General features: G+C 33.2%; 17 protein-coding genes, 1 tRNA gene and 1 other annotated feature. Of the genes, 3 read left to right on the top strand and 15 right to left on the bottom strand.

What is annotated here, in order from left to right:
• Positions 1–400: 400 nt before the first annotated feature.
• The 5 genes from tyrS to FC80_RS08665 form a co-directional block, all read right to left on the bottom strand.
• Complete coding sequence (gene tyrS, locus FC80_RS08685) at positions 401–1651, bottom strand: tyrosine--tRNA ligase (protein ID WP_057829742.1); 1251 nt, start codon at positions 1649–1651, stop codon at positions 401–403.
• 39 nt (positions 1652–1690) lie between these two features.
• Positions 1691–1886 (bottom strand) — a binding site (T-box leader).
• 37 nt (positions 1887–1923) lie between these two features.
• Positions 1924–2385 (bottom strand): Fur family transcriptional regulator, encoded by a 462-nt coding sequence (locus FC80_RS08680; RefSeq protein ID WP_057829741.1) that lies wholly within the window; start codon positions 2383–2385, stop codon positions 1924–1926.
• Positions 2386–2460: 75 nt separating this feature from the next.
• Positions 2461–5580, bottom strand: coding sequence for an AAA family ATPase (locus FC80_RS08675; RefSeq protein ID WP_057829740.1), 3120 nt, complete (start codon positions 5578–5580; stop codon positions 2461–2463).
• Complete coding sequence (locus FC80_RS08670; RefSeq protein ID WP_057829739.1) at positions 5577–6698, bottom strand: exonuclease SbcCD subunit D; 1122 nt, start codon at positions 6696–6698, stop codon at positions 5577–5579. Before FC80_RS08670 ends, FC80_RS08675 begins: the two co-directional genes overlap by 4 nt.
• A 242-nt stretch (positions 6699–6940) precedes the next feature.
• On the bottom strand, positions 6941–8122 hold the full coding sequence (locus FC80_RS08665) for an acetate/propionate family kinase (RefSeq protein ID WP_057829738.1): 1182 nt from the start codon (positions 8120–8122) through the stop codon (positions 6941–6943).
• 141 nt (positions 8123–8263) lie between these two features.
• Between FC80_RS08665 and FC80_RS08660 the strand changes: the two genes are divergently transcribed.
• Both FC80_RS08660 and apf read left to right on the top strand, forming a co-directional pair.
• Positions 8264–9178, top strand: a complete 915-nt coding sequence (locus tag FC80_RS08660) for a magnesium transporter CorA family protein (protein WP_057829737.1) — start codon at positions 8264–8266, stop codon at positions 9176–9178.
• 376 nt (positions 9179–9554) lie between these two features.
• Positions 9555–10157 carry an aggregation-promoting factor gene (apf, locus tag FC80_RS08655; RefSeq protein ID WP_057829736.1) on the top strand — a complete coding sequence of 201 codons (603 nt, stop codon included), beginning with the start codon at positions 9555–9557 and terminating at the stop codon, positions 10155–10157.
• Positions 10158–10247: 90 nt separating this feature from the next.
• Here the strand turns inward: apf and FC80_RS08650 are convergent, their stop codons facing one another.
• From FC80_RS08650 to wecB, 7 genes are all read right to left on the bottom strand, one after another.
• Positions 10248–10922 (bottom strand): ABC transporter ATP-binding protein, encoded by a 675-nt coding sequence (locus tag FC80_RS08650; RefSeq protein WP_057829735.1) that lies wholly within the window; start codon positions 10920–10922, stop codon positions 10248–10250.
• 3 nt (positions 10923–10925) lie between these two features.
• Positions 10926–11990 carry an ABC transporter permease gene (locus FC80_RS08645; RefSeq protein WP_057829734.1) on the bottom strand — a complete coding sequence of 355 codons (1065 nt, stop codon included), beginning with the start codon at positions 11988–11990 and terminating at the stop codon, positions 10926–10928.
• A 4-nt stretch (positions 11991–11994) separates the two neighbouring features.
• Positions 11995–12513, bottom strand: coding sequence for a TetR/AcrR family transcriptional regulator (locus FC80_RS08640; RefSeq protein ID WP_057829733.1), 519 nt, complete (start codon positions 12511–12513; stop codon positions 11995–11997).
• Between the two features lie 170 nt (positions 12514–12683).
• Positions 12684–13322 carry an alpha/beta hydrolase gene (locus FC80_RS08635; protein ID WP_057829732.1) on the bottom strand — a complete coding sequence of 213 codons (639 nt, stop codon included), beginning with the start codon at positions 13320–13322 and terminating at the stop codon, positions 12684–12686.
• 99 nt (positions 13323–13421) lie between these two features.
• Positions 13422–14561, bottom strand: coding sequence for an ArgE/DapE family deacylase (locus FC80_RS08630; protein WP_057829731.1), 1140 nt, complete (start codon positions 14559–14561; stop codon positions 13422–13424).
• A 74-nt stretch (positions 14562–14635) separates the two neighbouring features.
• On the bottom strand, positions 14636–15031 hold the full coding sequence (locus tag FC80_RS08625) for a hypothetical protein (protein WP_057829730.1): 396 nt from the start codon (positions 15029–15031) through the stop codon (positions 14636–14638).
• 28 nt (positions 15032–15059) lie between these two features.
• Positions 15060–16199, bottom strand: coding sequence for a non-hydrolyzing UDP-N-acetylglucosamine 2-epimerase (gene wecB, locus FC80_RS08620; RefSeq protein ID WP_057829729.1), 1140 nt, complete (start codon positions 16197–16199; stop codon positions 15060–15062).
• Positions 16200–16391: 192 nt separating this feature from the next.
• On the opposite strand from wecB, the gene FC80_RS08615 reads away from it, so the two are divergent.
• On the top strand, positions 16392–17633 hold the full coding sequence (locus tag FC80_RS08615) for an aminopeptidase (protein WP_057829728.1): 1242 nt from the start codon (positions 16392–16394) through the stop codon (positions 17631–17633).
• Positions 17634–17811: 178 nt separating this feature from the next.
• Here the strand turns inward: FC80_RS08615 and FC80_RS08610 are convergent.
• The 3 genes from FC80_RS08610 to FC80_RS08600 form a co-directional block, all read right to left on the bottom strand.
• Positions 17812–17885: transfer RNA gene (locus tag FC80_RS08610), tRNA-Arg, on the bottom strand.
• A gap of 77 nt (positions 17886–17962) precedes the next feature.
• Positions 17963–19240 (bottom strand): DEAD/DEAH box helicase, encoded by a 1278-nt coding sequence (locus FC80_RS08605; RefSeq protein WP_057829727.1) that lies wholly within the window; start codon positions 19238–19240, stop codon positions 17963–17965.
• Positions 19237–20250, bottom strand: a complete 1014-nt coding sequence (locus FC80_RS08600) for a Gfo/Idh/MocA family protein (protein ID WP_057829726.1) — start codon at positions 20248–20250, stop codon at positions 19237–19239. The genes FC80_RS08605 and FC80_RS08600 overlap by 4 nt, the downstream gene beginning before the upstream one ends.
• Positions 20251–20450: the final 200 nt, after the last annotated feature.

Below are 20450 nucleotides of genomic sequence, written 5' to 3'. Positions count from 1 at the left end.
GAGACCCTACACATTTGATTTGTCGAAACTTTGTTCAGTTTTCAAAGGTCTACATACAAAATGTATAAATATTTATTTTATGAATATTTATATTATATTTGTTTATCTATTATACTTTATACCATATAGATGTTATTGTCAACAATTATCTTTCATAATACTTCTTCAAAAATAATTTCGTATCGCAACAACATTGAATACTATACACTCAAGTAAGAAACCCGTCAAGAAAAAATTGACAAATATTATCTTCCCCAACAATATTCGATTTATATCTTTTTTGAATATCCTAACTATTTTATTGTATAAATAAAAATAATTCGTATTTTGACTTAATCCCTGGCTAAAAAAAAGACTTCACTCAGTAATAATTTATTTATTACCGGATGAAGTCTCTTTTTTATTTTATTTTAGCAAGAAAATATTTCTTTTTCCCACGACGTGCAATTACAAATTTACCTTCAAATGATTTTGACGGGTTAATTATATAGTTTGCATCCTGAATTCTTTCTCCATTTATATAAATAGCTCCATTAGCTACATCTTCGCGTGCTTGGCGTTTAGATTTTTCAATCCCACTCAGCACCAACCATTCAATAATATTCAGTGCTTCATTACTAACTTCTACTGTCGGCATTTTTTTAAATCCTTGCTCTATTTCTGCCGCTGTTAATGTTTTTACATCTCCTGAAAAAAGTGCCTTTGAAATATGTTGCGCTTGAACAACGGCATCTTTTCCGTGAACAAAAGCTGTTACTTCTTCTGCAAGTCTTCTTTGTGCCTCACGCTTTTCTGGCTCATTTTTGACTTTATCAGCTAAACTAGCAATCTCCTCTTTGCCAAGAAAAGTAAAATATTTCAAATACTTAACTACATCACGATCATCTTGATTTAACCAAAATTGATAAAATTCGTATGGTGTCGTTTTCTCTGCATCAAGCCAAACTGCACCACCTGCAGTCTTCCCAAACTTTGTTCCATCAGCTTTTAACATTAATGGTATTGTCAGCGCAAATGCTTCTGTACCAGAACCTTCAATCTTGTGAATCATATCAATACCAGATGTGATATTCCCCCACTGATCTGCACCACCTATTTGCAATTCGATATCTTTTTCTTCCAACAGATGATGAAAATCAATTGACTGTAGTATTTGATATGTAAACTCTGTGAATGAAATTCCGCTTTCAAGTCGACTAGAAACAACTTCTTTATTCAACATTGTATTTATACTGAATAATTTGCCATAATCTCTTAAAAAACTTAATAAATCAATCTTAGATAACCATTCATAATTATTCAGCACAGTAATATTATCTTTACCAAACAATTGCTTCATCTGGGCAGTTAGCGCTTCTTCATTATGATGAACCTGTTCCATCGTTTGTAGAACTCGTTCTGAACTTCTTCCGGATGGATCACCAATTGATCCAGTTCCCCCTCCAATAATAATATGTGCACGATGACCAGCCATTTGAAATCTTTTAAGCATCATAAACGGAATTAGATGTCCTATATGAAGACTATCACCCGTAGGATCAACCCCACAATACACACCAATCGATTTTTCTTCGACTTTCTTTCTCAATCCAACTTCATCCGACATTTGGTTAATTGCACCGCGCCAAGTTAACTCATCAATAATATTCATTTTCTCCTCCTAATAAAAAAGTCCCCAATACTATTCTGTATTAGGGACGAAATTAATTCCGCGTTACCACCCAAGTTGTCACTTAAAGCAACCACTCTAGCACCAATAATGAGGTGAACCAATAACAATAAAATTCAAATAGTGTAATTCGGGTTAATAATTTGTCTTGATTCACAGCATCCATCAAGTTTCTGTAACAGTGACTATTCCCTACTATCTATCTCATTACTTCTTAACAAAAAAAGTATAACTTAAGCACTTCGCCTTGTCAATCAAACACTAATTTTAGTATCAATTTTCTTTTGACAATCTGGACAAATTCCATAAACCTCGTATTGACTATTCAAAATTCGATAACCAGTTTTTTTTGTTGCAAGTTTTTCATTTTCTTTATACGTATCATCAAATACATCAACAATTTTATTACAATTCACACATATCACATGATAATGAGGCGTCTCAAAATAATCGTATCGCATATGTCCACCACTATCAGCTGCAATTTCAATAATTAAGTTATGGTCTACAAACAATTGCAGTGTATTGTATACAGTTGCTAAGCTTACACTAAAACCATTTGTTCTAACATATTTAAAAATCATCTCAATAGATGGATGTGCATGCGATGTCATTAGGTATGACAAAATTACCTGCCTTTGTGGCGTATTCTTAATTTTGTTACTTCTTAGTTTATTCGCGGCCACCAACAATGTATTTTGTTCTTGCGTTGCCATCGTGTTCACTCCTCAATGATTTAAATGATAATAATTCTCAATAACAATATTATACCCTACTCAATCAAATGTCTATCATTGTCCCACCATCTCTTCAAAGTCAAATACATAATGTGCCGAGCTTCTCCCATTTTTAGACTTTATTCGCAACTGTGCGGGCAATTGTTCACGTAATGCACTAACATGACTAATTATTCCAATCAAACGATTTTTCCCCTCTAGTGTTTGAAGTGCTTCTAAAGCAACTTGTAATGACTCATCATCTAATGAACCAAAACCTTCATCAATAAATAATGCATCAATTTGAGTCCCGCCATTTATACTTTGGATAACTTCAGACATAGCAAGTGCTAGACATAATGCTGCAATAAAGCTTTCACCTCCAGAAAGTGTCTTTACGCTTCTAGATTTTCCTAAATCACCATCGAAAACATCTAATTCTAGCCCTGTATCTGTTGCATAGGTCCCATTACTTTGATCAATTTCAAAGTAATAACGATCATTTGTTAAATTGCTTAGTCTTAAATTAGCTACTACCAAAACTTGTTTTAAATATCGACGTAACACGTATCGCTCTAGTCCAAGTTTCACTTTTCCTTTTCCGCCTATTACCTCAAGTAATTGATTCCACTGAGCATCTATTTTAAGTTCATCTTTATATTCATCCCAAGTTTTTTTCACTGTTGCAGCCACTTTGGTAATCTCATTATATTTTTGTGTTTTTTCTGAATATTCATCAAATAAAAATTGTTTTTGTTGTTTCAACTTGACTACATTTTCTTCCAACTCCTTAATATCGATAAAGTTTTTTCCTTCAGTTCTCTTTTTTAAATCAGCTACTTGTGTGGTTAACTTAACCATTTCGTTTTGATAATTTCCAATTTTTTCTTCAAGCAATTCAATTTCTTTTGTTTGCTTGAGCCCAACTTGCATCAATTCAAAGGTTAGATTTTCATCATGTTTTTTCATAATGATTTTAAGTTTTTCAGTATTTGCTTGGCGCTTAGTTTTTAGTATTTGCTGAGCTTCATTGAGTCCATCCACTCTTTCAACCAAAGTCGTAAAATTACTATTAACTCTCGTTAATTCTTCATTCATTTTAGTCTGCTTAGTTTGAAATTCGTTAATTATCGCTTGTTTTTGCGCTATTAAATCTTCCAATTGCATTATCGTATTTATTTCTTCTGGTAACTCTTTTCGAAGTGTATTAAGTTCTGTTTCAAGTTTAGCAATGCTTAACCTCAATATTCGTTCATTTTCACTGAATAGCTCAATTTCATTTTCACTTTTATTTTTTCTGTCATTTAGTAAGACAATCTCTTTTCGGGCCTCATTAATTTTCTGCTTTTTCTCCTCTAATTCACCCGAAAATAACTTTAACTTCTTTTTTTCTACATCTATTTCTTTTTGAATCGATAAAAAATCATCCTCGCGAAAATCCATAACACCCATTAACTTTGCGGTTTCGTTAGAAATATCAGTACGTAGTTCCGTTAATCTTTCTTTATTAATCGTTATTTCACCTGATATTTTCCCAACCGATACCGCTAATTTTTTTTGCTCATTGGCAGCATCTTCAACATCTTTTTCTGTAATTTCATTGATTATTTCTGCTGCCATTTCAGATTTAGGATGTTCGAGTGCGCCACAAAGAGGACATGGCTCGCCTGGCTTGAGTCTCTTACTTAAAATAATAATTTGATTTTTTGCTAATTGAGCGTCTAATTTTTCATATTTTTCTTTTGCTAACAACATCTGGTGCATTTGACTTTCTAGAGTCGTATTTTGATTTTTTAAAACATTCCTAAGTTCTGTAACCCGTTCATATTGTTTAGCTACTGCATTTCTTATTTTATCAGCCTCATTTAACTTACTTTCGGACTTTTGTAATCGTAATTCCTGCTTAGCTATCTCACTATCTTCATCAACAATTTTTGTTTGTCTTTCAACTTCTTTGGTGATTACTTTTAATTCTTTTGATATTTTTGTGCTCTTTACGGTGTTTAATTTATCCTCATTTCGAAATTCCAGCAACTTATTATCAAGTTTTTCAATATGTTTCATGTAATCTTTTTTCCTATTTAAATCCTTGACTACATCAGCCAGTTTTTCAATTTCTGTTTCTTTTGTATTTAAAGCATGTAATTGTTCCTTAATTGTCGCAGCATTTTGTTTGATAATCTGTTTTTCTTTATTAGCAATTTCCAACTTAATGTTAGTTTCTTTAAGATTCTTTGTTTGGTCAATTATACTTACAACTAACGGCCCATGTGTTTGGTACCATTTCAACTGATTTAATTTTCCTTGCACATTTCTAAGCCACTCATCATCTTTTATTTCAGCAATTTTATTTTCTACTTCTGTTAGTGTTTTTAAGTCCCGTTGCAAAAGACGATTTTGTTCTAATAAGTTTTGGGCATCTTCAATCTTTTTTTCAGATTCTTTTACTTTTAAACTGCTAAGATGCTGTTCTTCTCCTATTTTTTTAATTAATTCATCGGCAGTTCTAATCCACGAAACAATATCAATTTGATCATCAATTTCGGTAACTTGGCTTTTCAAAACATCAATTTTGTGTTGTTTTTCCTGTGTTTTATCATGTGTCTTTTTTGCTCGATTTTGAATTTCATCTGTCCATTTTTTAAACAAACTCGTCGTAAATAACTCTCTTAACAATTTTTCTTTTTCATTACTGTCAGAATCCAAAAAGTTTCTAAATTTCCCTTGTGGTAACATTATTATCTGCGTAAACTGTTCCAAAGTTAGATGGATTAGTCCCTGAATAAAATTATTTACAACACTTACTTTGTTCAGTTCCATTTCCGTTCCATCAATTTCTTGATACTTCAATGTCACTACCATATTTTGTACTTTTGTCCCAGTTCCACGCTTTTTTGTAATAATTTGTTTTGGCTGACGCATAATTTTATATATCTTATTTTGATGTTCAAAAATAAATTGGACCTCAGTTTTTTCAGAATCTTTTGCAAATCCAGATCTCATAGCTGATGCTTCTCGATCATCTCCCGAAGTACTCCCATATAAAGCAAAACACATTGCATCAAAAATAGTTGTTTTGCCACTTCCGGTTTTCCCACTAATTAAAAAAAAAGGCTGCTCAGCAAATTTTGTAAAATCAATTTTTTGGTGTGCATATGGTCCAAAGTTTGTCATTTCAATTTCCAATGGTCTCATTTCATTTCACCACCATTCACATATTCCAGACTATCCGTCGCCCATTTTTCTTGAAGTTTCGTCATTTTTTCTCCTGTCATATCCTCAAAAAAACTCCCCAATAGCTTCATCGGATCTAACTCAAATACATCAGCTTCATCTTTGGGAATCTCTAAAACTTGGTTTTTTCTAGTTAAACTTATTATTTTAGGATAAAACTCGCGTAAGTTATTCATGACATTTGGAATGACAGCATTATCCTTTAAAGTAATTGCTACAAAGTCACTCTCCTTCATCCCAGTATATATTCTTGGCGATATCAGATTTTCGTAGTTATCTTCGAGTAAAATTATGTCATTTAAGGGTTTTAAAGGTACAAATTCAATTTGAAAGGGTTCCGTATCTACAATCCAGACTCCTTTAGTCGTTTTGGCTTCAGATACTGAAAACTTTACCGGTGAACCGCTATATTTTACTTTTGGATTGTGTAAAGCATTCACATCATGAAGATGCCCGAGAGCAACATAATCAAAATCATCAAGTATATCTACCGGAACAGCATTCAGTCCACCCACTTCAATCTTAGTCTCTGATTCTGTCTTTGTACTCCCTGCAGCAAAAAAATGTGCAACCAAAACATGTTTTTTTTCAGAATTGAACCGCTTTTTCATTTGGCAAATAATCTTTTCAATCACAGTTGTTAAATCATTTAACGATTCATCTTCAAAAAAATTCCTAGCTTGAAATAATTGGAAATATGGTAATAAAAAAAATTGTGTATCCGGAAATTCAATAGGAGTCATTGCCTCTTCTACAGTTGTATTCAAAAAATATTGTGTTTCCTTGAACCATTCATGTCCTGTATTTAACCTTACTGCTGAATCGTGATTGCCACTAATTGCTAAAATTGGCTTTTTCAATTTTAGATTTAACTCGACAATCATTTTATTGAGTTGTTTTACTGCATCTTCGCTTGGTAATGCTCGATCATATAAATCTCCTGCAACCACAACTGCATCAACTTTCTCTTGCACTGCAATTCTTGAAATTTGTGCAAATGCATCCTCTTGTTCCCTAATTAATTCATAACCATAAAGTTTTCTTCCAATGTGCCAATCTGCTGTATGTAAAAAACGCATTTAAATCCCACCTTTTTTGCGAACGTTTGTTCATTATAAAGTATATCATAACTCTTTTATCTATTAGATGTAGTATAACGTTAAAAGGCCTATACAAAAGTTATCTTCTGATATAGACCTCAATTTATTAAAATATGTTGTATATCCCAAAACTTTCTATTAAATGTTAAATATCCACAATCAGATTACTTTACATTCATCAAAATCAATTTGTATTACGCTTGGCACAAATCCATTGAAAACTATTTATTACGTAACGCGGCAATTTGTCGAACCATAGATAATTCTTCATTTGTTGGCACGATCATTATTTGTGCAGATGATGCTGGATTTGAAATCAGACCTTCCTCATTTTTTTCATTAGCTTCACTATCTAGCTTAAGGCCTAGAACCTGTAGCTTTTCAATTATTAAAGCACGCAAAGCCCGATTATTTTCGCCAATTCCACCTGCAAATACCAAAACATCTAAGCCGCCGAGTTCAGCATAATAACTACCAACATATTTGATAATTCTATTAATAAAAATATCAATCGCCAATTTCACGCGCTCTTGACTAGCATTTGCAAGTAAATCTCGCATATCTGGTGAAAGTCCTGAAACTCCCTGCAATCCAGAATCCTCATTCAACATCAATAATACTTCCTCAACACTTAACGATAGTTTTTTCATCAAATAAGGAATAATTGAAGGGTCAACATCCCCCGCACGTGTTCCCATTGTCAAACCGGTTAATGGAGTAAAACCCATAGAAGTATCAAATGCTTTTCCATCTTTTTCAGCTGCAACTGATGCTCCACTTCCCAAATGTAAAGTAATCATTTTTAGAGAGTCTAGCGGCTTCCCTAATAAGCGAGCTGCCCGATGTGAAATATAATCATGGCTAATTCCATGTTCACCATATCTTCTAATTCCAAATTTTTTTGTATAATCATAAGGTATACTAAAAATCGCATTCATTTCAGGTAAATCTGTAAAAAACTTGCTATCAAAAACTGCATATTGAGGAATTTCAGGAAGAGTCTGCTTCATAATATAAACATATTTCACTTCCATTGGATTATGTAATGGGGCAAAATCATTCATTTCAGCAAGTTTCTCCAGGTTATCTTCTGTTAATTCAATCGCTCCTTTAAAAATTTCCCCTCCTGCAACTACACGATGACCAACCGCTTCAATCTCGCCTAATTCTGCAATAATTTTTAATTCTTGCAATTTTTCAAAAATTAATTCTGCCGCATTTTCATAAGTTAAATTGTCAATTTTAATCTCATATTTTTGTTTTGCATACTTAACTTCAAATATAGACCCTGGCATATTTATTCGTTCTACAAGTCCCTTTGCAACGACCTTTTCATCACTCGCTTCAAATAACTTCCACTTCACTGATGAACTTCCTGCATTTACCAAGAATACTTTACCCAATTAGAGCACCTCCATTGTTATTATTACGATTATATCGTATTTTTTTGTCTCTTTCACTATAACTTTAATTTTTGTCAAAATTCACTAATCGTTATAAAATCATGGTAAAATTTCTATAATATTAGACACGAGGTAACTTACATGATTACAAAACATATAATAGAAAGAAAAAATAAAAACTTCATTTGGTTCGATATTCAAGATATTGATATAGAGGATCAAAAAATACTTTTGGAAGAACATGAGTTAACTGCAAAAAATCTTGCTTATGCAACCGATAAATACGAACGTGCCCGCTATGAGCATCAAGATGACTTAGACCTCTTAATCTATAATTCGCCACTTAAAAAAATCGATGTTACGAATAGTTTTGTACTTGAACCAATTACCTTTATTGTAAAAAAAGATACGCTTTTTACATTCAGATCTAAAGCACTTTATTTGAACATTCAAGAAGTACTCAAAAGAGCAATTGCTGAAGATGAAGAATCATCCCTGATGAGTTTTATTCTAACAATCTTATATGCAATAACCATTCGTTACCAAAAAACAATTGACTCGTTAAATAAAACACGTGACCGCTACTTAAGTGAGTTAAATCATAAAATAAGCAATCAACAGCTGCTTGAATTGTCAAATGTCGAACGAAGCTTTGTTTATATTGCAAGTGGAATTAAAACAAACTTGTTAGTTCTTAACAGTATTACTGATTCTGAGGTAATTACTCAGAAAAATTCAAAAGACAAAAAAAGACTACATAGTATCACTGTTGAAGCTCATCAAGCAGAACAAACTGTTTCAATTGCCTTGGATGTTACAGAACGAATCTCATCAACAGCAAATAATCTATTAAACAATAATTTAAATGATGTAATGCGATTTTTAACAATTTGGTCACTAGTATTAACAATTCCTACTATTATCACTGGATTCTATGGAATGAACGTGACATTACCCTTTGCAAATGGACCAATGGCATGGATAAATATATCAATTGCCACAATTATTATCATAATAATTCTAGTTATTTTCTTCAAAATCCGCAAACTTTTTTGAATTTGTTGCAAAACACTGCAATATTTGTAATCTTTCAGAGATTTTGCATTAAAAAAGAGATTGTCAAGTAATAAATTACTTTTTTTTGCATTTTTTTTTGAAAATCTTGCATTTTAAAATACTTTTTCAATCATTTTTGTCATAAATAACAAAATGTCTCAAAAGTAGCACAGTTTTAAGCTTATTCACTACTTTTTTTCAAATAAATGCATTTTTTATATTACAAAATGTTACAAAAACACTAAAATATTACAAAATGTTGCTTTAGAGTAATGGTTTTGGCATTTTCTTGTCACATTATCTATATATACTATTCATTGTTGGAACATGAAGGGTAGCAAATGCTACAAGACAAAATACAGGAGTGAATATATAAATGGATATTAAGAAAATTTTATTGTCAGCCGCAACAGTTACAGGCATGTTGACAGCTGGTACAGTCGCAGCTAATGCTGATTCTGTTACTGTAAAAGCTGGCGATACAGTTTCTGAATTAGCCAATGAATACAACACTACGGTTGATTCTATTGTGCAACAAAATAGTTTACAAAATAAAAACTTAATCATTGTTGGTCAAAAACTTGAAATTGGTGGAACAACTAGCTCAAATAGTGTGGCTACAACTGCTACACAATCTCTAGCAACAACTCCAGTAACAACAAGTAAAGCACCAACTACACCAGCAGCAAGCACAACTAGTGCTGTACCTGCAAAAACTACAACTGCTACAACATACACAGCAGCAAGCTCATCATCCGCAGAAGTAACTGCTCGTAATTGGATTGCTGCTCGTGAATCAGGTGGTTCTTATACTGCAAGAAATGGCCAATATTATGGTAAGTATCAACTTTCAGCATCATATCTAAATGGTGACTATTCTGCTGCTAATCAAGAACGTGTTGCTAATAATTACGTTATCAACCGTTATGGATCATGGCAAAATGCCGTTAAACATTGGCAAGCAAATGGTTGGTACTAAAATATCCAACCACATTTTAAATGATTTTATCTATAAAAAGACATTGGGTTAAAGTTACCCCAATGTCTTTTTTTTATACAATAATTAATTTTAATTATCTTCCTTCAAAGTCCCATCCATGATCTCATATACTCTATCTGCATATTGTTTTAATCTCAAATCATGTGTCACAATAATAACCGATTTATTTTGCTCATGTGCTAAATCTTTGAACAGATTTCCCACTTCAGTCACTCTTTGTGAATCTAATGCAGCAGTTGGTTCATCAGCAAAAATTATTGCCGGATTTGAATAAAGTGCCCGAGCAATTGCTACACGCTGCCTTTGTCCCCCTGATAATTCTTTCGGATATTGATCCAATAAATCTTCAATTCCAAGTTGATTTATAATCTTTTTAAAATCATCATCGCTTAAATTTCCTTCTCTTTTTACCCGCTTTGCTAACTCAAATTGTTCTTTTACCCTCAGATAAGGTACTAAGCTATAATTTTGCAGTACAAATCCAATTTTTTCTAACCTAAGTCGCTCTCTTTGTTTCTTACTTAAATTATCAAGTTTCACTCCTTCAATAATAACTTCTCCAGAAGAAGGTGTTTGAATTCCACCCGCAATTGTTAAAAATGTACTTTTTCCAGAACCAGAAGGACCAAGTACTAAGCATAGTTCGCCTTCTTGTGCCTTAAAATTAACTTCAGTTAACACATGAATTCTGTTCTTTTTTTCTCCAAAATACTTATTAATTTCATTTAAAATTACAGTAGCCATTAATTAACCTCCAATCACAGTTACTGGGTCAACTTGCGTAACTATTTTTATTGGGACAATTACACCTAATAAGGCAACGATAATCAACCCAAGGGCTACAGTTCCAAGCAACGGAATACTAAAATACATTGGTACAGTAGCTGGGATAAATTGTGCAGTTAATCCTGTCAGGCCAGTTCCAATTAATAGACCACTTATTACAATCAATATAGATTGTGAAATAGTTGCACGCACAAGAATTCCGACCGGCACACCTTGAGCTCGCAAAACTGCATAATTTTCAAGCTTTTGCATTGTTAAAATGTACAGGAATACTGCAACTACAACTAAAGAAATTACCATTAAAAAACCTATCATAAATGTAAACGTGGTTGTTTGAGCCGAATAACCTGGCAATTTAGTTATAAACCTTTTTAGGGAATAACTTGTTACATCACTATTTTTAAGATGCTTTACCTCTTTTTTTTGTGAAACAACAGCACTTGTTGCAAATGTTGGACCTGCATTTTTTAGCACCTTAGCTGCATTAATCGAACCATATACAACTGGTGCAATATTTAATTTTGCATCTTTTACAAAACCACTAATTACAAAGCTATTTCCTCCTGAATTCAGTTTTATTTTATCCCCAATTTGATACCCATCTTGTTTCAACGAGCTATCTACTAGCACTTCATTGGACTTAATAGGTTTCTTACCATTTAGAATTTTCATATTCTTCATAATAAACTGCGTATAATTTAGTCCTATAAACTGGGCGCTTTCTTTACTTTTATTAGTCCCACGAACTACTATGGGAACCTGAGTAACCACTGCAGTTTTTTTATTTAATTTTATATTAGCTAACTGTTTTCTTGTGATTACAGATTGCGTCATGCTTGTGTTTGCATCACTATTCAATGCTACACTTTGAATATTCCAAGATTTTATTGCATCTGTATTTTGCCTTGCCAAGCCTTGCGCTAAACTTGTTAAAATAAATATTAGGTAGCTAACTAAGACTATCATCGCAATAATTAAGGCATATCTTAATTTTTCATACTTCATCTCTTTAAGTGCGAGAAACATAGCATCAACCTTCCTTCATTAATTTTTGAACAGATTCGTCTAAATACCCAATTAATTGGTCTTTCATATTCGGATAAAGCAATATCTGTTTAATTACTTCATGTGCAAGAATCATCACTGCCCATTCACTATAAGAACTAGGTTTCTTAGTGAATTTATTTTTATTTTCTTTACCTAAAGAGCTCTCATTTACACACAAATGCATTCTTATATATTCAAAATAGGCACTAGCAGTCGTTTGCTCTACAAATTCGCGAACCGTTTTTACATATGAACAAGTTGTTATTTTTTCGTTCAAAATAGGAGCATGAACCTCACTTAAAACAACTTTATAAACGTACCAATATGCATCATTAATGTCCGTAAAATACTTATAAAAACTCCCTCTAGAAATAGCTACTTCCTTAATGATTCTAGCCACCTGCGCTTGTTCCAGTGGATATTCCCCAAATTCATTTAGCAATGCTTGAAATATTCGTTTCTTTTTTTCTGCAGATAAATTTTCAAACGTCTTTAAAACCACTTCACTACCCTCCCATCATTGGTGACACCGTGTCACCAATGATTAAATGTTATTCTACAAAATAGCAAGTGTCAATCATTAACCCTCACCTTTGACACAATAAAATGAGTTTCTAAAAAAAAAAAGCAAAATCAAAAGATAAGTTTTGATTTTGCCCGCTACTATGCTAATTAAACTTGTGCCATAATCCAGTCATAGATATCTCGTGGTGCTTGACGATCTACCGTATGACCACTCGAGTACTCATGATAAGCAACATTGTCTGAATACTCTCCTAAAAATTTGGCAATTCTTTGCCCAACCGTTGGTGCAAAAAGTGGATCTTTTTTCCCCTGCGAAATAAAGAAATTTGTCTTTACTTTTTTGTCAACAAGATTTTTCTTTGCTTCTTCAACATAAAATTCTGGCAAACGTCCACTCAATATAACCACCGTATCTAACCAATTAGGATAAAAAATTCCTAACCCTATATTCAAGATTGCTCCTTGGCTAAAGCCTAAGCTAAACAATGGATTTTTTTCTAATTTTTCTGTCTCCAAAATACTAACAACTTCATCATGGATATCTTTAACAACAGTTCCAATTATCTCTTGTTCAGTTTTTTTGGTAAACTCTGGTATAAAATATGTGTATCCACCACCGTAGCCAAGGTCACCTTGAAGATGTAGCTCAATCACTTCTCTTCCAAAGACTGGAATTAATGGTCTTAAATCAAGGTAAGATGACCCCATTCCATGTAACGTCAATGCCACTGGTGTTTCTTTTGTTATTTCATTTTTGGGGTAGATAATTTCATATTTATATTTCATTTCATTTCTCCTAACCTAATCAACTTAATTAATGAAATTATAAACTGAAAGGGTCGACATGTAAATAAAAAAGTAACAAATAAAAATAATAATATTCATCTATTTAAAAAAATTATGTGCAATTTCTTTGTAAGTCTCAATTGTATTCATATAACTATTAATACTTGTGGCTTCGTCAACCTGATGTGCCACTTCCCACGTATCTGGTCCTAAAATAACAACTGGTAAATTAGGATATTTTTGTACATAAACACTTGCATCAGTTGCACCATTTATTATTCCAAGACTTGTCTTACTGCCAAAATTATTTTGTGCTGCTTTAATCACTTGTGCTACAAAATTATTCTCTTTTAAAGTGCTCATCGGAAAAAAATCATGAATTATTTCAAGTTCTAATTGACAATTATATTTTTTATTTAGCTTTCTAATTAACTCATTAAGCATTTCTTTTACTTTATGATTGTTCATAACCCTTGTTGGCCGAATATTTCCATACAATATAGCATAATCAGGAATAATGTTAACTTGGCTTCCACCAGAAATCGTAGTAATACTATGCTTAAATTCACCTAGAATTGAATCAACTGGACTATTGGCAAATACTTTTTGCTCTGCATTTATAAAATAATTCAATCCAATGATTGCATTCATTCCTTTTTCAGGATTAGAACTATGAACTGCCTTGCCATAGCTTTTCACACAATAATTTAATGATCCAGAATGTGCATAAATGACTTTACCTGCTGTGGGTTCCCCAACAATCATTGCAGAAACATCATCTAGCTCAGCACCTTTTATCAATCGATATGCACCTTTAGCACCAAACTCTTCACCCGATGTTGCAACTAATTTTATCTTTCCAGCAATCTTTACCTGTTCTTCATTTAATTCAATCATTGCAATGACAGCTGCAGCCAATCCGCTTTTCATATCAGCAGAACCGCGGCCATAAAGTTTATCGCCAACAATCTCAGCACCAAAAGGCTTGTACTTCCATTGTTTCTGTTCTCCAATTGCAACAGTGTCTTGATGCCCTTCAAAACAAAGCACAGCTTCACTCCCAGTACCAATTTCAGCAATCAGATTTGCGCTATTTTCGCCAAAGTAATCAACTTTTACTTTGATATTATTCTCTTTTAATTTTTTTTCTAAATAGTTTGCAATTTTTGCTTCATTACCGTTGACTGAATTTATTTTAATTAAATCACTCAGTAATTCAATTCTTTGACTTTCATTCATTTCATTTTCCCCCTTACTGAATTATAAAAAAATAGTGCAAACTCATCCATAGAAAAGTCACACCAAACTTGTTATCATTTTTTTCTGAAATTTTTAAAATCCAATATCTTGTCCTTAATTATAATCGCATTTTTTACAGAACTCGGATTATGTGCGATTTGATACTTGAGATTATCAAGCACATCTATTATGTTACGTAACTCCTTAATTTCTTGCGAGACGTCTTCATCAACCTCGCCCACAGCTTGTAGGCTAACCAGATTCTTTACAATCGTCTGATATCGAATAATTGCAAAAACAATATTTATATTAGAAGAAATCGTTCGTGGGTTCTCTAAATCTGAATGTTTTTCAAGCAGTGCATAAATCTCAGGATAATAACGTAATGCAACGGTATATAAAGGAAAGTAACGGTTAAATACTTGTTCTTCAGTTTTAAAGCCAAACTTATCAATCTTTTGTTTTCCCATTTTTTCTCCCCCACAACAAATTATCTATCTAAAAATCAATTGGTTTTTTGACATTATCGCCAAAATAATACAAAATTGCTTCCAATATTCGCTCACTAGCATGTCCATCACCATATGGATTTTTTGAATTTGCCATTTTTTGGTAGACGTCCTCATTATCTAGTAAGGAGTTCATTTGTTTCTCTACCTCGAGCTGACTGGTTCCAACTAATTTTAGAGTCCCCGCCTCAACACCTTCTGGTCTTTCTGTTGTGTCTCGTAAAACTAGAACCGGTTTTTTCAAAGCTGGGGCTTCTTCTTGCACACCACCTGAGTCAGTCATAATATAATAACTTCTCGCGCATAAATTGTGAAAATCCACAACATTTAATGGCTCAATCAAATGAACTCGTTTAATATTACCTAATATTTGCTTAGCCATTTCCCTGACTTTGGGATTTAAATGCATTGGGTAAACAACTTCTACATTTTTATTTTGTTCAACAACTTGCTTTACTGCAGTAAAAACTTGTTTCATTGGTTCTCCAAGATTTTCACGGCGATGCATCGTTAATAGTATTATTTTGTTTTTTTCATTTATTTCATCTAACACCGCATGCTGATAACCATCTGTAATTGTTTCTTTAAGAGCATCAATTGCAGTATTGCCAGTAATAAATATCTGATCATCACGATGATTTTCTGCCAATAAGTTCTTTTTGCTCTGGTTTGTTGGTGCAAAATATAAATCACTTAACACGTCTGTCATCTGTCGATTCATTTCTTCAGGATAAGGTGAATATTTGTTCCATGTTCTTAACCCCGCTTCGACATGTCCAATTGGTATCTGGCGGTAAAAAGTTGCAAGTGCAGCCGCAAAGGTTGTCGATGTATCTCCATGTACTAGTACTATATCTGGTTTTTCTTTATCTAAAACATGGTCTAATAGCTGCAAAACACTCGCAGTAATATCACCTAACGTTTGATTTTTTTTCATAATATCAAGATCATAGTCTGGTACAATATTGAAGATTGTCATCACTTGATCAAGCATTTCACGGTGTTGTGCTGTAACAACCGTTATGGATTCAAAAAATTTTGCTTGTTTTTTTAATTCCAATATTACAGGTGCCATCTTAATTGCTTCAGGTCTCGTTCCAAAAACCGTCATTACTTTTAATTTCTTCAAAAATGCCACCTCGAATTCTCTAATTGTTGTATTAATTGTACTACAAACACCATTTTCCTGAAATAGGAATTCTAATTAGCAAATTTTTTTTTAATTTCACACCATCTATTTTAAAATTTGGCTAAACCCGCTAGTTAAATTATGCTATCATATATTGATATTAATTATATAAATAATAAAAGGAGCCCGCCCATGAACTCTGAGACTTTCAACCTTAATCTTCAAAAATACGCCACTCTAATCGTCAAAGTTGGTGTTAATGTTCAAGTTGGTCAAGTAGTTGTTTTATATATTTCAATTGAACAGCTTGAACTAGCTCATTTAATAATCCAAGAAGCTTACAAAGCCGGTGCGAGTGAGGTAATCACAAAGTGGACTGATTCATTTTCACAACGCCAATTCTTAAAAAATGCTCCCCTCGATAGGTTAGAAAATATTCCAACCTATTTTGGTACAGAAGCAGACTACATTGTAGATAAAAAAGCTGCACGCATCTCTGTTGTTTCAGAAAGTCCTCGTGCTTTAGCAGGGATTCCACCAAAGAGAATCGCAACTTTCCAAAAATCAATGGGCCAAGTACTTAACCGTGTTAGAAAAGCTACTCAAAATAACGATCTTAGTTGGACAGTTGTCGCTGCTGCAGGATCAAAATGGTCTCAACTTGTCTTTCCTGAATTATCAGTTTCTGAAGCTACTCAAAAACTATGGGAAGAAATCTTTAAGACAACTCGGATCATTGAAGCCGATCCAGTACAAGCATGGAAAGAACATGACCATAAACTTCATGCCAAGGCCAACTGGCTAAACAACGAGCAATTCACTGCTTTACATTATGTCTCGTCAAATACTGATTTGACAATTGGATTACCAAAGAATCACCATTGGGAAGGAGCAAGTAGCCTCAATAGTCAGGGAATTTCTTTCATGGCAAATATGCCTTCTGAAGAAGTATTTAGCGCGGCTGATTCGACTCGAATTGATGGAGTTGTGTCTTCAACTAAACCACTTAGTTACAGTGGTACTATAATTGAAGGCATTAGATTAACCTTCAAAAACGGAAGAGTTATTGAAGCAACAGCTAAAAAAGGTGAAGAAGTTCTTAATCATCTTTTAGAAACTGATGAAGGTGCTCGTTCTTTAGGAGAAGTTGCATTAGTGCCAAATCCTTCACCAATTTCTCAATCAGGAATCACTTTTTTCAATACACTTTTTGACGAAAATGCTAGCAATCATCTTGCACTTGGCTCTGCTTATCCATTCTCACTAATTGGTGGTACAAAGATGACTGAAGATGAATTAAAGAAAGCCCATTTGAATATCAGTCAAACGCATGTTGATTTTATGGTAGGATCAGCTGAAATGGATATTGATGGAATTCGTACCGATGGAACTCGGATACCCGTATTTAGAAATGGAGACTGGGCAAGCGTGTGACCCAGATTGGGAGTCATAGAAGATTAACACAGAATCAAATAGGCATGATATTTGCATGTTTATATGAAAAAACGTAAGATTCATGATTTCACGACAAAAATAGGGACTGATCGAAAGTTACTCCGATCTAGTCCCTATTTCTATTCTATATACATGTTCTATCTTGACTATTTCATAATGCGTTTGATCGGAATCGAACCGATGACCTACCGCTTAGGAGGCGGTTGCTCTATCCTGCTGAGCTACAAACGCAAGAAAACAAGTAAAATATCAACTATATAAGTATATGAAGATAACACACTAAAGTCAATAGTCCACCCATTCAGATATTATATCTCTTTATCTTGTTGATTGTCTTTCTTTCGTCGCATCCCTTTGTTTTTTTGATCACGTTTTCTTTTTTTATATTTCTTCTTTTCAACAGTAGGCAATTGTACTGCTTGTTTTTTTCTTCTTGGTTCCTTTTCACTATCTGGTCTAACTTCTCTTGGTTCTTTTTCTAACTCTTCTGTCCGTATAAGTGTTCCCTTGTAGACCATTCCAAAATTCAGTTCATAATTTTCTGATTGTACTAATTGTCTAAAATTTCGTAGATCATGTTCGTTACCCAAGTTGACAACTATTCCGCGAGCCCCCATTCTCCCTGTTCTTCCAACTCTATGAATGTAGGTATTGCTATCTTTTGGTAAATCATAATTAATTACAGCAGGTAAGTCCTCAATATCAAGCCCGCGTGCTGCAACATCGGTAGTCAATAATAATTTGATTTCACCTTTGCGTAATTGTCGTAAAGCTTTTTCGCGTTCTACTTGTCTTTTTTGACCTTCTAACACTGCAACCTTAACACCTAGATACCGCAATTTATCTGCAGCGTTCTCAATTTCAGTTACCTTTTTAAAAAACACCAGTGCACTGAATTCTTCCAAATTAGACAACTTGCGAAGAGTATCGATTCGTTTTCTTACGGGTGTTTCCACCAAAAAATGTTCTACGATTCCTTGTGTCTGGTCCTCTGCTCGTACATCAAATGTTGCAACATCAATACCAAACCATTGCTGAAGTTGATCAAAAATTTCGGATTTTGTAGCAGAAAAAAATGCAAGCTGCACAATTCCTGGTGCATGGCTTAAAAGTGAACGACATGAGATCAATGTTTGTTCTGTTAATAATTCATCTGCTTCATCAAAAACAAATGATTTTACATTATGCAACTTTAATTTTTTATTTTCAACCAACTCAAGCATTCTACCTGGAGTTCCGATTACAACTTCTGGTGCTTTTTTCAATTTTTCAATTTGTCGTTTAACATTTGCTCCACCAATCAACGATAGAACACTTAAATCAACAAGTTTAGCCCATTGACGTGCTACTTCCGTAATCTGTGCAGCTAATTCTTGTGAAGGCGCAACAATTACTACTTGCACTCCTTGTGCTTTATCAACACGTTCAAGTAATGGTAATAAATATGCTAAGGTCTTACCTGAACCAGTTGGTGCAAGTCCCAATACACTTTTACCTTCCATTAATGGTTCATATACTTTTTCCTGAATTAATGTTAATTTTGTAAAACCTTTTTCTTTAAAATTATCTTCAAATTTTGAATTCATTTTTCCCTCATCTGTTCATCTGCTCTAAATATAATTTCCGCACTCACTCTAAGTTCATATAAAACATGATTAACTTGAACACAAACAGCTAACCAATCTTCCATCTTTTGTTTACTACTTAAAGAAGTTGGATTCTTAAGTATCTCAGTAAAGTCTGAAACTTCCGCTGCCATTGGATTAGCTGCTGCTTTTTGTGTTAAAAGTTGCTCACTGGTTCCATCTATTAGACGGATTTCCTCTAAATCAGCAGCGTTATCCATAACAATTGTTTCCTTTAAGCCATAAACTTCGCTTTTTAAATAAGAATTAGCAATTTTACCAATGTTCAAAGTCACAGTATATCCCGGATAGCTTAATAATGCTAGTCCCTTACCATCGATTCCGTTTCGCAACTTAGTAGCTACATATTGTACTTTTTCCGGTAATCCAAACCAACTAACCGCATCATATCCAAGATATACTCCCAAATCTTGCAAAGCTCCTCCTGAAAAGTCCAGCGAAAAAACATTTGGTTCTTTTCCCGCTAAAAAATCATCATACTTTGAAGAATATTTCATATAAGTAAGTGTTGCACCTTGAATCGTGTTCATTTGCTTAACTGTATCTTTAACCTTCAAAAAATTAGGTTCATGAAAATGTCTAGCTGCTTCAAAGTAATAAACATTATTATTCTTATAAAGTAACTGTTGAATTATTTTCATCTCTTGTGGATTAGAACAAGCAGGTTTTTCCACAATTACATGCTTACCGGCTAAAATTGCTTGTCGACTTTGTTCAAAATGTAAACTATTGGGAGAAGCAATATAGACAACATCAAAATCATCACTAGAAAAAAATTGCTCTAAATCTCGATAACCTATGATATTAAGACCAAGTTCTTCCCCAAATTTCTCCGCCTTTTCAATTGACCGTGAAAATACGCTAGTTAATTCCCATGAACCATTTTCTTGTATTGCTTCAACAAATTGTTTTGAAATCCAGCCTGTACCAATTACACCTAATTTTAACATGGAAACTCCTCCCTTTTTAAATCGCTTTCTTAAAACTATTGTAACAAAATAATAATACTTAGTATATCTAATGAAGCGTTGATCTAAATTTTGTCATTTGAATAACTAAATGACATATTTTTTTCGGATAATACAAACTTTTTTCAAAACAAATATATTGCTATTAAAATTAGTCTAAATACTACTTTATTTATTATTTA

The sequence above is a fragment of the Liquorilactobacillus cacaonum DSM 21116 genome (assembly GCF_001436735.1).
GTDB classification, from domain to species: domain Bacteria; phylum Bacillota; class Bacilli; order Lactobacillales; family Lactobacillaceae; genus Liquorilactobacillus; species Liquorilactobacillus cacaonum.
This window is presented reverse-complemented; position numbering and strand designations above follow the sequence as displayed.